Source organism: Fictibacillus terranigra, assembly GCF_030412265.1.
GTDB classification, from domain to species: Bacteria; Bacillota; Bacilli; order Bacillales; family Fictibacillaceae; genus Fictibacillus_C; species Fictibacillus_C terrinigri.
Genome location: NZ_JAUHLN010000003.1, coordinates 277,369 through 291,701, shown reverse-complemented (window position 1 = coordinate 291,701; position 14,333 = coordinate 277,369). Strand labels below are relative to the sequence as shown.

Here is a 14,333-nt window from a genome sequence, read left to right as displayed (position 1 = left end):
AAAGAGGGAAAACTTATATAACAACCTATACGGAGGTTCAAACATGCCCAAAATAGTATCCGTCCAAACCACTAATCTTCCACATAAGCTGAAACAGGAGCAGGCTCTCGAATTTGCACGAGGGTTATTTTCTTCGTCGTTTAAAGATATTGAGAGACTTTTAAAAGTATTTCACAACGGAGAAATTGAGACAAGGCATTTCACAAAACCGCTGGAATGGTTCAAGGAAACACATACTCTTCAGGAGAAAAACGATATTTACATTGAGACTTCAACGAAGTATGGGAGCAGGGCAATTAGTAAATGCCTGCAGGATTCCCCATTTTTGAAGCGTAAAGTCGATTTCCAGGAAATTGATGCGATTTTCTTTATTTCCAGTTCAGGGTTTTCTACACCGAGCATTGAGGCGAGAATCATGAACGAGCTCCCATTCTCGCCGCATACAAAACGGGTGCCGATCTGGGGGCTTGGCTGTGCAGGAGGGGCTGCCGGTTTTTCAAGGGCATATGACTATTGCCGTGCGTATCCAAAAGCAAGCGTTCTCGTTCTTAGTGTGGAGCTTTGCAGTTTAACGTTTCAGCACGATGATCACAGTAAGAGCAACCTTGTCGGGACATCACTCTTTTCAGATGGCGTGGGATGTGCGCTTCTTTGCGGAGATGAATCTGATGTGGCAGAAGCTTCAGCCCTTCTGTCGATTCCCGAGGTGAAGGATACAATGTCAACCCTTATGCCAAACTCCGAAGATGTGATGGGATGGGATGTGAAAGACAACGGGCTATACGTTGTGTTTTCACGGGACATTCCAAATATCATACGGGAATGGCTTAAACCGAATGTAGATGAGTTTCTCGAAAATAACAATTTATCCGGACGAGACATACAGCACTTTATCGCTCATCCCGGAGGTAAAAAAGTATTGGACGCCTATTTGGATGCACTGGAGATGCGGCCGGAGAAGACGGCGATATCCAAAGCGGTGCTCAGGGAATTTGGCAATATGTCGTCCGCTACGGTGTTTTATGTCATGGAACGGTTTATGGCAAGAATGCCGGATAAGGGTGAAACCGGACTGATGGCTGCACTGGGACCTGGTTTTTCTTCTGAACTGCTGTATATTCAATGGTCGTAAGGGGGAGATGCTATGTTTTTTCTTTTTCTCGGTATGCTCATTCTTCAAAGGCTGGGAGAGCTCTTCATAGCCAGGAGGAATGAAAAGCTGATGCTTTCCAAAGGAGCAGTTGAGGCAGGGCAGCGACATTACAAATGGATGGTCATGATCCATGCTTCTTTTTTTGTTTCATTGTTTATGGAAGTCACTCTTTTCCATAAAGAGCCCGCTGCATGGTGGTGGATTCCCTTCTCCGTCTTTTTACTGGCACAGCTTGCCCGTGTTTGGTGCCTGACAACGCTGGGAATGTATTGGAACACAAAGATTATTATACTACCCGGGGCACAAGTGGTGGCAAGAGGGCCATACAAATATATCAGACATCCAAACTATTGTATTGTAACCCTTGAGATCATTACGATACCGCTTGTTTTCCAGGCCTATTTCACAGCCTTTCTTTTTCTTGTTTTGAATGCATTGATCCTTTCTGTCCGCATTCCGGCAGAAGAAAGAGCTCTTAAGGAAGCAACCGATTACAGTCAGCGGTTTGGCCGGAAACAAAGGTTCATTCCAAGTGATAAAACATAATTGGATATAATTTACCATCATAACCGTCCTGTTTTTGCATAAACTTGTACAAAACAACTAAGGACGGGATACATATGCTCTATACAACGAAAAAATGGATATTGCCGATACTAATAGCCATCTTGGCCTTTGTTTGTACACCATTTGCCGCTCATGCGGACGGGCCTGGTGTTTCAGCGAGGGCTGCCATCCTTATGGATCAGGATTCAGGCAGGATTCTATATGCAAGAAACGAACACCGGCAAATGAGGATCGCAAGCATTACGAAGATCATGACTGCTATCCTTGCCATCGAGTCCGGAAAACTTCAGGACCGGGTGAAGGTTAGTGATAGAGCGACGAAAACGGAAGGCTCATCGCTTTATTTAAAGCCTGGTGAGCGCATTCCCCTGAAAGATCTCATATACGGTCTCATGCTTCGTTCGGGAAATGATTCAGCAGTGGCCATCGCTGAATATGTCGGAGGCAGCCTCGACGGCTTCGTATATATGATGAATCAAAAAGCACAGGAGATCGGGATGAAGAACACGCTGTTCCGCAACCCTCATGGGCTGGATGATCATGATGACCATTATTCCACCGCTTACGACATGGCGGTGCTCACACGTTATGCGATGGAGAATCCGCAGTTTACAGAGATTTCAGCCTCGGAAATCTACCGTTCGCCGCAAGAAGGTGAAAAATGGGACCGCGTCTGGCGCAATAAGAATAAAATGCTAAAACGGTATCCTTATTCTACGGGAGGAAAAACGGGCTATACGAAGCTTGCAAAACGGACGCTCGTATCAACGGCCAAGAAAGATGGAATGGGGCTGATCGCTGTAACACTGAACGATCCAAACGACTGGGATGATCATGCGGCAATGTTCAATTGGGGATTTCAATCGTTCGATCTGGTCAGAGTGGTAAAAAAAGGGGTAGTGGGCGGAATCAAGCTGAAAGCCTATAAAAATAAGATTGAAGCCTCAAGAGATCTTCGTTATCCACTGATGAAAACCGAGAAAAAACAAATTCAGAAATCTGTCACCCTGTATCAGCCTCCAAAAGGCGGAAAATGGAAGGATGGGGCGGTTCCTAAACCGATTGGCAAAATGAAAGTGATGCTGGGGGACACGATGATTGCAGACATGCCTCTGTATTATGAGGGAAAAGGTTTGGTGAAGGAAGACAGCAAGAGCTTCTGGAGTGTGTTAAAAGATATGGTGGCTTTCCTATTCTCCATCACCTCAGGTGCAAGACATGGTTAATTATATTTGGGTAGGAATGATGGTGATTGGATTTATTGTCGCCATGCTGACTGGAAACGTGGATAAAGTGAATGCTGCTGTGTTTAAAAGCGCTCAGGAAGCGGTAACCATCAGCCTCGGAATGGTCAGTATCCTTGTTTTTTGGCTAGGGCTTATGAAAATTGCGGAAAAGGGCGGTCTCCTTGAAATGCTCGCCCTTCTCTTCCGCCCTCTCGTCAAACGGCTTTTCCCTGATGTTCCAGAGGGCCATCCGGCACTTGGATATATATTATCCAACATGGTAGCAAATCTCTTTGGTCTGGGGAACGCAGCGACACCTATGGGAATTAAAGCGATGGAACAGCTTAAGAAATTGAACGGGGGAAAGAATGAAGCGAGCCGGTCGATGATTACTCTTCTCGCCATCAACACGTCGAGCATCACGTTAATTCCTACAACTATTATTGCGATCAGAATGAATTATGGATCCTCCAATCCAACAGACATTGTAGGTACAACACTGCTGGCTACTGCCGTCTCAACGGTGTTTGCACTTTGTATTGACCGTTTTTTCTATTATCGGTCGATCAGGAAGGGGAAAAAGTAGATTATGAGTTTCATAAATTCATTTTCCATCTGGTTTATCCCTTTTTTAATCGGTTTAATCCTGCTGTATGGAACAGTGAAAAAAGTACCGACCTATGAAGCGTTTGTGGAAGGAGGCAAAGAAGGTTTCTCTCTTGCGGTCTCCATGATTCCTTACCTGGTGGGGATGCTTGTTTCCATCTCTGTGTTTCGAGCCTCAGGTGCTCTTGATCTGCTGTTGGACTTCGGCAAACCGATATTTGACTTGATACACGTGCCCGGTGAAGTAGTGCCGCTTGGGCTGATGCGCACAATCTCTGGAAGCGGAGCGCTAGGCATGACCTCTGACCTTATTGCTTCGCATGGGCCTGATTCATTCATTGGCAGGCTGGCTTCTACCATTCAAGGAAGCACGGATACGACGTTCTACGTATTGACGGTCTACTTTGGTGCTGTTGGCATCCGCAAGATGGGATACGCGCTGAAGGTTGGACTCCTTGCCGACTTGGTGGGATTTATTGCATCCATTGTCGTCGTTACCATCGTATTTTCATAGAACACACCGAATCTTCATGGTTCGGTGTGTTTTTGTGTCAAGAAGATGTCAAAGCTCAACTTGAGAAATAAAGATGTACAGAGTATGATGTTAAATGAGGTGAAATCATGGAACGTTTACAAAAGGTAATTGCCCAGAGCGGAATTACATCAAGGCGTAAAGCTGAAGAGTTGATATTGGAAGGAAAAGTTAAAGTCAACGGATCCGTTGTGCAGGAGCTTGGCACGAAGGTTACCGCAAAGGACCGCATTGAAGTGAATGGAGTGCAGATAGAAAGGGAGGCACCGGTGTATTTTCTGCTGTACAAGCCATCTGGTGTCATTACCGCTGTTTCAGATGATAAAGGAAGAAAAGTCGTAACCGATTATTTTCAGGATATCGTAGAGGAGCGCATTTTTCCTGTCGGCCGTTTGGATTATGACACATCTGGTGTATTGATCATGACCAATGACGGAGCATTCGCCAATGAACTGATGCATCCCAAATACAAGGTGGACAAATCATATATCGCCAAAGTTAAAGGAATTCCTGAACGCGAAGTGCTGAAAAAAATGGAAAAAGGTGTCATGCTTGAGGATGGAAAGACAGCGCCTGCAAAAGTGAAGTTCATCTCAGGGGACAGAAAGAAACAAACCTCTATTATTGAGTTGATCATCCATGAAGGAAGAAACCGGCAAGTCAGAAGAATGTTTGAAGCGATCGGGCATCCGGTTATGAAACTGAAGAGGGAGCGCTATGCGTTTTTAGATGTGAAAGGTCTCAATCCCGGTGAATTTAGAGAACTGACACCGCATGAAGTCAAACAGCTTCGCAACCAAGCTGTCACACAACCGTCAAAAAAGAGAGGCCATAAATAAAATTTCAAGCGTTATAGTTAAGTTGGGAACATATAAGATGGGGGCGTCATAATTGAAAAAGAAAAGAAGACTGGTGTTTCGCTCAATTCTTCTTGCCATCATAGCCATTGCCGTCGGTTATACCTTCTATAATAATGTGTTTCAAGACAGGAACGGCAGTGTGCAAAAGGGAAATAAAGCACCCGATTTTGAGCTGACGGATTTGCAGGGAAACAAAGTCCGGCTTTCAGACTATAAAGGCAAAGGAGTGTTCCTGAACTTCTGGGGAACATGGTGCAAGCCTTGTCAGCGGGAGATGCCGTACATGCAAAAAGAGTATAAAAAGTATCAGAAACAAGGAGTAGAGATTCTCGCCGTCAATGTCGGGGAATCCAATGTTTCTGTAAAAAACTTTGCAGACCGTTTCCATTTGTCTTTCCCCATTCCGCTCGATGGTTCTCGTGAAGTGACGAAAGCTTATGGCATAGGTCCCATTCCAACAACATTCCTTGTTGACAAGAATGGAAACATCATTGAAAAAACGAGTGAATCATTAACCAATCAAACAATTAAAACGTACATGGAAAAAATCAAGCCGTAACGGGGTGTGCAAAATTGAAAACCATGCAATGTGAATGCGGCCACAAGAATCCGTTCGGAACTGAGATTTGTGAATCGTGCGGGAAGCCGTTAAGCAACGAACATTCGCGAGAGCTCATCAACATGAGATATGAGGGCAGCGCGGTTCGTTCACAGACCTACAATAAAACCTTTATCGATAAGATTTGGAACTTCTTTTCTTCTGTAAAAGTGGGCATTGGAATTATCATTGTCATCCTGGTAGCGGCTGCGATCGGCACTATATTTCCGCAGGAAATGTACATACCTCCCAATGTGGATCCAACGACGTATTATAAACAAGAGTACGGCACTCCGGGGCAGATCTTCTATCTGCTCGGTTTTCACAATCTTTACGGGTCTTGGTGGTTTTTACTGCTGCTCGCCGCTTTAGGTATTTCTTTAATTATTGTGAGTATTGACAGGGGTGTTCCCCTATACAGGGCCTTAAAGCACCAGCGGGTGACACGCCATGAAAGCTTTATGAAAAGACAGCGCCTTTTTGCAGTTTCAGATCATGGAATCTCATTTGAACAAGTGAAGAAGGTTCTCTTGGGAAAGCGCTACAAAATAAAAGAAGACAACGGCAATATCCTCGCTGAGAAGAACCGATTTTCCAGATGGGGCCCATACGTAAACCATACCGGGCTCATCATCTTCCTGATCGGTGCCATGCTCCGTTTCTTCCCTGGCATGTATACCGATCAGACCCTCTGGATCAGAGAAGGGGAGACTGCCGCCATCCCTGGCACAAAAACGGATGAAGGCCAGTACTATGCCAAGAACCATAAATTCGTCATGGAGCTCTACAATAAAAAGGACAAGCAGTTTTCCAATGCACTGAATCAGGTGAACAATGAGGTGCCGAAGAACTATCAGAGCAATGTCACGCTTTATCATGCCGATCCTTCACATGTGGTTGGAGAAGCTCCTCAACTCAAAAAAGTCAAAGATGCTAAGATCAAAGTGAACGAGCCGCTTGCTTTTGGGGACTATGCCCTCTATCAAGTGGATTTCAAGCTGAACGAGTTTCATAGAATGAACCTGAAGCTTGAAAAGAAATCGACGGGCAAAAGCTTTGGAGAAATCAAGATCAATCTCTTTAATCCTAAATCCGAGTATAATCTTGGAAACGGCTACAAAGTGAAAATGATAGAATATTTCCCTAACTTCAAGCTTGATGAAGACGGCCAGCCTGCAACAGAAAACAGTGTTCCCGACAATCCTGCATTCGTATTTAAGATGTTTACTCCTGAAACACCAAAAGGAGAAACCGCTTTTATTGGAATCCGGAAGAACGTCGAGGCCGGAAAGAACAAGTATAAGATGACTTTCTCCGGACTCGAAACGAAAAACGTATCAGCATTAACCGTGAAAAAAGACAGAACACTTCCAATCATTATCGTTGGCGGAATCATCTTCATGCTTGGAGTAGTTCAGGGTCTGTACTGGAACCACCGCAGAATTTGGATTCAGCAGAAAAACGGGCAATTGTGGATCGCTGCCCATACGAATAAAAACTGGTTTGGCCTGAAAAAAGAAATGCAGGCCATATCACAGGAATCCGGGCTGGTCATGCCTGTTGACCAAAGCGATGAAAAAAGCGCTTAAGCCCTGACAGGAGGTTATTATGGCTGAACTTAGCAGTAATCTGCTTTATATCGCCTTTATTATCTATCTAATTGCAACAGCTGTCTTTGCCATGTCGCTTTCCGACAAAAAAGGAAACGAGAAAGCAGCTTATACCAGGAAGTGGGGGAGAATCGGATATGGTCTTTCCATCCTGGGCTTTATTTCACAGCTTGGATATTTCGTTACGCGGTGGATCGCGAGCGGCCATGCTCCGGTCAGCAACCTTTTTGAATTTACAACGTTCTTCGGAATGATGATGGTGTTTGCTTTCATTCTGTTGTATGGCATCTACAGAACGAATGCCCTCGGGGTTTTTGCGATGCCGATCGCCCTGCTGGTCATCGCATACGGAAGCATGTTCCCGAGAGATATCGCACCTCTGATTCCAGCCCTTCAAAGTGACTGGCTGAAAATACACGTAACAACTGCAGCACTCGGAGAAGGGATCTTGTCGATCTCATTTGTAGCAGGTTTCATCTATCTGATCCGCATGGTCGACCAAACGGTTTCTTCCAAAAAGACAAAGATGATTGAAATCATCATGTACCTGCTCTTATGTGTGCTTGGATTCGTGCTTGTCAGTGCAATCTCTTCTGCTGCTGGTTATGAGACGAAATTTGATTGGACGGACAAGAAGGATCAAAAAACTGAACTCACGTATAATGTGCCGGCTCTTGTCGGTCCGCCGAATGGAACACAGGCAGACAATCACTTCGGACCGCTTCTGAACGCTCCTTCCTGGATGAACGGTGAAGAAGCGCCAAAGAAATTTAATACATTCATTTGGTCCCTGCTTACGGGCGGTGTGCTGTATGGCATCATCCGGCTGATCTTAAGAAAACGGATCGCGGCAGCCATTCAGCCAAAGCTCAAGAATTTAAAACCGGATCTTGTGGATGAGATCAGCTATCGATCGGTGGCCATCGGTTTTCCTGTCTTTACACTTGGCGCACTCATTTTTGCGATGATCTGGGCTCAGCAGGCATGGACAAGGTTCTGGGGATGGGATCCAAAGGAGGTTTGGGCTCTGATCACGTTCCTGTTCTATGCTGCCTATCTGCACTTCAGGCTTTCACGGGGCTGGCATGGCGAAAAGTCTGCCTGGCTTTGCGTCATCGGTTTTGTCATCATCATGTTCAACCTGGTTGCGGTGAACCTGGTCATTTCCGGACTGCATTCTTACGCATAAATATGGAGAAAGACAAACCCTTCATGTCAGGATTTAATGCCTGGTATGAAGGGTTTTGTGATATACAGAGTGTTCATGTATGATAGAAGAGCAGATACATAAGAAATGGAGGAACAGCAGTGGAAAAAGAAGCAAAAATTCTTGTTGTTGATGATGAAGAAAGGATTCGCAAGCTCTTAAAAATGTATCTTGAAAGAGAAAATTATGATGTAGATGAAGCGGAGAACGGAGAGGAAGCGCTTGACTACTCTTTGACCTTAAATTATGACCTCATCTTGCTGGACGTGATGATGCCGGGTATGGATGGTATGGAAGTCTGTGAAAAACTGCGTCAAAGGAAAGCGACGCCTGTCATCATGCTTACGGCAAAAGGAGAAGAGATGAACCGGATCCACGGCTTTGAATCCGGTGCTGATGATTATATCGTAAAACCTTTCAGCCCAAGGGAGGTCATCCTGAGAGTGAAGGCGCTGCTGCGCAGGTCTTCATCAACTAAGTTCCTTCAGACGGAATCCGTCGCTAAAAATATTATCGTATTCCCGCATCTGACGATTGATCATGACGCACACCGCGTGATCGCCGGAGGAAAGGAAGTCAATCTTACGCCAAAAGAGTACGAGCTGCTGTATTATCTGGCGAAGACACCGGATAAAGTATATGCAAGGGAGCAGCTTTTAAAAGATGTATGGAACTATGAGTTCTTCGGTGATCTGCGGACAGTAGACACGCATGTTAAACGTCTTCGTGAGAAGCTAAACAAAGTTTCACCGGAAGCAGCCTCGATGATTGCGACGGTCTGGGGAGTGGGCTACAAATTTGAGGTAGCCGAACAACAATGATCTGGCGCAGTGTAGTCGGAAAGCTCTGGGTAACCATATTACTTTTGGTTTCCGTCGTCCTTTTTATTTTAACTGTCCTGCTTACACAATTCGTAGAGAGATACCACGATGAACAGGCAGAACAGCAGCTCACCAAGCTTGCTAAAAAAATGGTGGAGCTCGTTGAACATTATGACGACAGGGAAGAGGCTTTGCGCATTTCCTCAGAACTGGTCGATGCATACTCATTAAATGCTATGTTCATCATGGATAAAAAGGAGTATTATTCCCCCGTTCCGAAGAAAAACGAGGAACCGGATTTGCCCGTAAAGGTGTTCTTCAAAAATGAATCCCTGTCCTCTGTCTACAAAAATGGGGACAAGGTCGTAAAAAAAGGCGACTTTCCGGTAATGTCAAAAGGGAAAGAAAAACATAACAGGCTGTTGATCGTCGGATTGCCTTTTAAAATGCAAAACGGAAAAACGGGTGCGGTCTATATCTACCAGTCACTTGAAAACATTGCTGAAAGCACGAACTATACGAAGCGTTTGATCTTTTTATCAGCGGGCATCGCGATCATTTTAACAACCATTTTTGCCTTCTTTCTCTCTACCCGGATAACGGCCCCGCTCAGAAAAATGAGGGAGGCAGCCTCTCATATGGCAAGAGGAGAGTTTGATATGAAGGTTCCTATGCTGACACATGACGAGATCGGCGAGCTTGCCATGGCCTTTAACAGGATGGGAAGACAGCTGAAAAACTTTATCACTGCTCTGAATCAGGAAAAGGAACAGCTGTCAGGAATCTTGAGTTCGATGGCGGACGGGGTCATTACCTTTGACAGAAGGATGAGCATGCTCGTGTCCAATCCGCCTGCTGAACGGTTCCTGCAGGCCTGGTATTATGAACAGGGCATGGATCGCCGCGAGGAAGGAACTCTGCCTGATGAGCTGACGGAGTTGTTTGAAAATGTGGTTACGCTCGAAAAAGAACAGTACATTGAAATTGATATTCAGGGGAGAAGCTGGGTGGTAGTCATGACGCCTCTCTATAATCAGTCGTATGTCAGGGGAGCAGTCGCTGTCTTAAGGGACATGACGGAAGAGAGACGGATGGATAAATTAAGAAAAGATTTTATCGCGAACGTCTCTCATGAACTCCGAACACCCATCGCCATGCTGCAAGGATACAGTGAAGCCATCGTTGATGATGTGGCAGGCTCGAAGGAAGAAGAAAAGGAAATCGTCAGGATCATACATGATGAATCTCTCCGCATGGGCCGTCTCGTAAATGAACTGCTCGACCTTGCCAGACTGGAAGCCGGACAGATGAAGCTTCACCCGGTCAATGTGCAGGTTACTGAATTTTTTGAACGGGTTGTTCGCAAGTTTTACGGCATCGCACGAGAGAGGGAGATTGATCTTTCACTGACCATCGATACAGACGGGATGGCCCAATTCGATCCTGACCGGATCGAACAGGTTCTGACCAATCTGATCGATAATGCGCTCCGCCATACCGCAAGCAGCGGCAAAGTTTCCATCCGGGTCGGTGATACAGGGAAAAGATTAAAAATAGAAGTGACCGACAACGGCTCGGGAATTGCCGATGAAGACCTTCCTTTCGTTTTTGAACGGTTTTATAAAGCGGATAAAGCAAGGACACGCGGCAAGAAAGGCGGCACCGGCCTCGGTCTGGCGATCGCCAAAAATATCGTGGTCAGCCACGGAGGAACGATCTCTGTTCACAGCAAGCTGAACGAAGGGACGACGTTTTCGTTCTTTTTGCCGCTAGCTGTTGAAGAATAGGAAAACGGCTCGATTTTTCTTGTTCCATAAGAAACAAAATGAATCATGGGATGAAAACAAAACAAACGGCGATGAACTTCACCCAGTTGAAGTTTCACTAATGCCGTTTTTTTGTTCTGTTTCATACATAGACGCATAACATGAAAAGGTGATTCTAGTTTCAGGGAGGATAAGATGAAAGATTATGGACGACGTTTTCTTGTTGTTTTGGCCATCACCTTGTGCATCGGCATTCTGTTTGTGGGGGGGAAAGGAGGGAATGCAAAGTCAGGAGAAAGTTTTGAAAAACACTTGAAGGAACCGGAAATTCATGATACAAAAGTGGATAAGGATTTGCATCAGAATTAGGTTGGACAATTTGAGGAGGAGCAAGCTTGCCGACAGACTATCACAATCATTTAGAAAAAGGAACGCTCACACTGGACTATCTTGAAAAATTTGTTGCACAGGCTAGGGAAAGAGAGATCAGCCACTTCGGAATCTCCGAACATGCCTACCATTTTTACCAAACAAAAGATATTGTGAGCAAGCCTTGGATGGAAGAACGCAGATACTATGACATGAAAGACTATGTAAACTTGTTTCATGATGCATGGTCAAAGGATCTCGATGTAAAGATGTCAATTGAGATGGATTATACGCCAGGACGTCACAAAGAGATGGAACGTTTTATATCAAGCTATGATTTTGATTATGTGATCGGTTCTGTCCATTGGGTAGGGGACTTTGGCATTGATCTCGCAGAGTTCCGCAAGGAGTGGGACAGAAGGGATCTATATGAAGTATACCGGCAATATTATGACCAAGTCGTCACGCTGGCAGAGTCTAACCTATTTGATATCATCGGCCATATCGACCTTGTTAAAATTTTTAACTACATACCGAAAGATGAAGAATTTCTTCTTGAACAGTATGAACGGGCAACAGACGCTCTAAAAAATTCAAAAACGTGCGTAGAGATCTCTACTGCAGGGCTGCGAAAACCGGTCCAGCGTCTGTATCCAGAGCCTGTTCTTTTAAAGATGTGCCGCAGCAAAGGGATTCCAATCGTGTTTTCTTCCGATGCCCATGAGCCTTCACATGTGGGCTTGGATTATGGACAGGCATTTGAGCTTGCGAGAGAAGCCGGTTATACGTCTGTAATGACCTTTGATAAGGGAGAAAGAAAAGAAATCGCGTTTTAACAAAAAAGGCATGGAGACAGCAGTCTCCATGCTTTTTTTATCCTTTAGAGCCGCAGGCTAGAGAAATTCAGCAGGCTGACGGAGCTTTTAAAATTACAGGTTAATGGTCGTAGCCGATACAACATCTGAAAGTGCTTTAATCTTCAGCAAGATGTCCTGATCCAGTTCTTTGTCAAAGGTAAGCATCATGATCGCTTCACCGCCGGCCATCTTTCTGCCGACCTGCATCGCCGCAATGTTAACCTCCAGGTCACCAAGCAGCTTCCCGACCCTGCCGATGACCCCGGGCCTATCGACATGCTCGATGTACACTAGAAATCCTTCGGGGTCAAAGTCCGTAGAATAACCATTGATGTTGACGACTCTAGGGCCATAGCCATAAATAAAGGTAGATTGAAGGCTGAAGCTTTCTGTTTCTCCAATGACACGGGCTTCGATGAGATTTTCATAGCCTTGTGTTTCTGTACTATACTTCTCGCCAAACGAAAAGCCTTGTTCTTTCGCGATAAGAGTGGCATTGATATCATTGACAATTCGGTCGACTCTTGGCTGTAGGAAGCCGGAAAGAAGTCCTCTAGAAACTAAGCCAGTGTCCATTTCTGTGATTGAACCTGAAAAGGTAATCTTGATTTCTTTTATTGGAGAAGAAAAAGATTGGGATAAAAACTGGCCTGAAACTTTAGCAAGCTCATAAAACGGATAAATCTTTTGAAAGTCGTCATTGGAGAGAGCTGGCAGGTTGATCGCGTTTTTAACCGGTTTTCCTTTGGAAAAAGCCAGGATCTCTTGGGCAACCTGGGCAGCTACATTCATCTGTGCTTCTGCAGTTGATGCTGCAATATGAGGTGTTGCAATCACGTTCGGCAAGTGAACAAGCCGGTTTTCCACCGCGGGTTCCTGCACAAACACGTCAAGCGCACAGCCGGCGATATGGCCGTTTGATAAGTAGGTGTACAGTGCCTCCTCATCGAGGATGCCACCTCTGGCACAATTGATCAAATAAACCCCCTTCTTTGTCTTTGATAGATTGTCGGCATTGATGAGATTCTTAGTTTCTTTCGTAAGGGGGGTATGGACAGTAATAATATCACTGCTCTCAAGGAGTTCATCAAGAGTGACTGGAGCCACCTGCAGTGTTTTGGCCCTCTCAGTCGTTAAAAAAGGATCAAATACCAGTACTTTAGAGCCAAACGCACGAGCCCGCTTAGCCAGTTCCGTCCCAATTCTTCCAAGCCCTACGATGCCGAGTATTTTTCCTGAGAGCTCCGCGCCTGTGAAGCTGGAGCGGCTCCACTTTCCATCTTTAATCGACTGGTTGGCCTGAGGAATTTTTCGCAGGGTGGCCATAATCATCGCAAATGTATGTTCAGCAGTAGAGATTGTATTTCCGTCCGGGGCATTTATAACAAGTACACCGTTCTCTGTAGCGGCATCAAGATCTATGTTATCCACTCCGACACCAGCACGCGCTACGATCCGGATGTTTTTAAAACGAGTAAGAAGTTCTTTTGTCACTTTAGTGGCACTCCGTACGATTAGCGCGTCTATACTTTCAGGATCTTGTATGTCCTCCGCCTTGCCATAGATGACGGAAACCTCTGACTCACTCTCCAGAGCCGCCATACCTTCTTTTGCAATTGAATCTGCTGCCAGCACTCGAAACATTTCATCCACTCCCGGTTTGTAATTTTTCTTAACTAGGCAGAATATTTTTATAATATTGATAATTTACCACACGCCTATATAGAGTACAAACGAAAATTGAGAAGATCATATGAGGTAACTAGAAATGAAAGGCTTTCAGACGAAGAGATGAAAAGATGCTGCCTCTTTCGAAAAAATGTAATTGACAATGGTTATCATTTGTTTTTAAATGAAATGGAATACAAAAAACCCTCCAGCGTGAGCATGAAGGGTCTTGTTTCATTTTTCTATTCGAATTTCAACGCATCGCCATCGAACGGTTCGTCTGCCACTTTAATAGAATCTGTAGGGCAGCCTTCAAAAGCATCCTGCATGTCATCGATCAATACGTCGGGAATTTCTACAATTCCTTGGTTTTCATCAAGGGTAACAAAGGCGATACCTTCATCATCATAATCATAAATATCCGGCGCAGCAGCTCCGCAGGCTCCGCAGGCAATGCAAGTGTCTTTGTCTACAATTGTGTACTTTGGCATAT

Annotated in this window: 15 protein-coding genes; 13 read left to right on the top strand and 2 right to left on the bottom strand. The window is 45.1% G+C overall.

What is annotated here, in order from left to right; all coding sequences use genetic code 11:
* Positions 1–43: 43 nt before the first annotated feature.
* From QYF49_RS16680 to QYF49_RS16620, 13 genes are all read left to right on the top strand, one after another.
* Complete coding sequence (locus QYF49_RS16680; protein WP_290400734.1) at positions 44–1,132, top strand: type III polyketide synthase; 1,089 nt, start codon at positions 44–46, stop codon at positions 1,130–1,132.
* Between the two features lie 12 nt (positions 1,133–1,144).
* Positions 1,145–1,699 carry an isoprenylcysteine carboxyl methyltransferase family protein gene (locus tag QYF49_RS16675; RefSeq protein ID WP_290400733.1) on the top strand — a complete coding sequence of 185 codons (555 nt, stop codon included), beginning with the start codon at positions 1,145–1,147 and terminating at the stop codon, positions 1,697–1,699.
* Between the two features lie 74 nt (positions 1,700–1,773).
* Positions 1,774–2,946: a D-alanyl-D-alanine carboxypeptidase family protein gene (locus QYF49_RS16670; protein ID WP_290400732.1), complete on the top strand. Its 1,173-nt coding sequence runs from the start codon at positions 1,774–1,776 to the stop codon at positions 2,944–2,946.
* The gene (locus QYF49_RS16665) at positions 2,939–3,532 is read left to right on the top strand and encodes a nucleoside recognition domain-containing protein (protein WP_290400731.1); all 594 of its coding nucleotides are present in this window, start codon (positions 2,939–2,941) and stop codon (positions 3,530–3,532) included. The genes QYF49_RS16670 and QYF49_RS16665 overlap by 8 nt, the downstream gene beginning before the upstream one ends.
* A 3-nt stretch (positions 3,533–3,535) precedes the next feature.
* Entirely contained in the window at positions 3,536–4,066 is a 531-nt protein-coding gene (locus QYF49_RS16660) for a spore maturation protein (protein ID WP_290400730.1), read from the top strand.
* A gap of 107 nt (positions 4,067–4,173) precedes the next feature.
* Entirely contained in the window at positions 4,174–4,923 is a 750-nt protein-coding gene (locus tag QYF49_RS16655) for a pseudouridine synthase (protein ID WP_290400729.1), read from the top strand.
* Between the two features lie 52 nt (positions 4,924–4,975).
* The gene (gene resA, locus QYF49_RS16650; RefSeq protein WP_290400728.1) at positions 4,976–5,503 is read left to right on the top strand and encodes a thiol-disulfide oxidoreductase ResA; all 528 of its coding nucleotides are present in this window, start codon (positions 4,976–4,978) and stop codon (positions 5,501–5,503) included.
* A 14-nt stretch (positions 5,504–5,517) separates the two neighbouring features.
* Positions 5,518–7,131: a cytochrome c biogenesis protein ResB gene (gene resB / locus QYF49_RS16645; RefSeq protein WP_290400727.1), complete on the top strand. Its 1,614-nt coding sequence runs from the start codon at positions 5,518–5,520 to the stop codon at positions 7,129–7,131.
* 19 nt (positions 7,132–7,150) lie between these two features.
* The gene (gene ccsB, locus QYF49_RS16640; RefSeq protein WP_290400726.1) at positions 7,151–8,341 is read left to right on the top strand and encodes a c-type cytochrome biogenesis protein CcsB; all 1,191 of its coding nucleotides are present in this window, start codon (positions 7,151–7,153) and stop codon (positions 8,339–8,341) included.
* A gap of 119 nt (positions 8,342–8,460) precedes the next feature.
* A complete protein-coding gene (locus tag QYF49_RS16635; protein WP_290400725.1) occupies positions 8,461–9,180 on the top strand; it encodes a response regulator transcription factor in 720 nt (239 codons plus the stop codon).
* A complete protein-coding gene (locus QYF49_RS16630) occupies positions 9,177–10,967 on the top strand; it encodes an ATP-binding protein (protein ID WP_290400724.1) in 1,791 nt (596 codons plus the stop codon). The genes QYF49_RS16635 and QYF49_RS16630 overlap by 4 nt, the downstream gene beginning before the upstream one ends.
* 174 nt (positions 10,968–11,141) lie before the next feature.
* Complete coding sequence (locus QYF49_RS16625) at positions 11,142–11,315, top strand: hypothetical protein (protein ID WP_290400723.1); 174 nt, start codon at positions 11,142–11,144, stop codon at positions 11,313–11,315.
* Positions 11,316–11,341: 26 nt separating this feature from the next.
* A complete protein-coding gene (locus QYF49_RS16620; protein ID WP_290400722.1) occupies positions 11,342–12,151 on the top strand; it encodes a histidinol-phosphatase in 810 nt (269 codons plus the stop codon).
* 93 nt (positions 12,152–12,244) lie between these two features.
* Here the strand turns inward: QYF49_RS16620 and serA are convergent, their stop codons facing one another.
* The gene (gene serA / locus QYF49_RS16615) at positions 12,245–13,816 is read right to left on the bottom strand and encodes a phosphoglycerate dehydrogenase (RefSeq protein WP_290400721.1); all 1,572 of its coding nucleotides are present in this window, start codon (positions 13,814–13,816) and stop codon (positions 12,245–12,247) included.
* A 266-nt stretch (positions 13,817–14,082) separates the two neighbouring features.
* On the bottom strand, positions 14,083–14,331 hold the full coding sequence (locus tag QYF49_RS16610; protein WP_062235300.1) for a ferredoxin: 249 nt from the start codon (positions 14,329–14,331) through the stop codon (positions 14,083–14,085).
* Between the last annotated feature and the right edge of the window lie 2 nt (positions 14,332–14,333).

What these genes read in the sequence shown, in the direction of transcription:
- QYF49_RS16675 (WP_290400733.1), top strand. Translation starts at nt 1,145, where the DNA reads ATGTTTTTTCTTTTTCTCGGTATGCTCATTCTTCAAAGGCTGGGAGAG.
- QYF49_RS16625 (WP_290400723.1), top strand. Translation starts at nt 11,142, where the DNA reads ATGAAAGATTATGGACGACGTTTTCTTGTTGTTTTGGCCATCACCTTG.
- QYF49_RS16670 (WP_290400732.1), top strand. Translation starts at nt 1,774, where the DNA reads ATGCTCTATACAACGAAAAAATGGATATTGCCGATACTAATAGCCATC.
- QYF49_RS16665 (WP_290400731.1), top strand. Translation starts at nt 2,939, where the DNA reads ATGGTTAATTATATTTGGGTAGGAATGATGGTGATTGGATTTATTGTC.
- QYF49_RS16610 (WP_062235300.1), bottom strand. Translation starts at nt 14,331, where the DNA reads ATGCCAAAGTACACAATTGTAGACAAAGACACTTGCATTGCCTGCGGA.
- serA (WP_290400721.1), bottom strand. Translation starts at nt 13,816, where the DNA reads ATGTTTCGAGTGCTGGCAGCAGATTCAATTGCAAAAGAAGGTATGGCG.
- QYF49_RS16660 (WP_290400730.1), top strand. Translation starts at nt 3,536, where the DNA reads ATGAGTTTCATAAATTCATTTTCCATCTGGTTTATCCCTTTTTTAATC.
- ccsB (WP_290400726.1), top strand. Translation starts at nt 7,151, where the DNA reads ATGGCTGAACTTAGCAGTAATCTGCTTTATATCGCCTTTATTATCTAT.
- QYF49_RS16680 (WP_290400734.1), top strand. Translation starts at nt 44, where the DNA reads ATGCCCAAAATAGTATCCGTCCAAACCACTAATCTTCCACATAAGCTG.
- QYF49_RS16630 (WP_290400724.1), top strand. Translation starts at nt 9,177, where the DNA reads ATGATCTGGCGCAGTGTAGTCGGAAAGCTCTGGGTAACCATATTACTT.
- QYF49_RS16655 (WP_290400729.1), top strand. Translation starts at nt 4,174, where the DNA reads ATGGAACGTTTACAAAAGGTAATTGCCCAGAGCGGAATTACATCAAGG.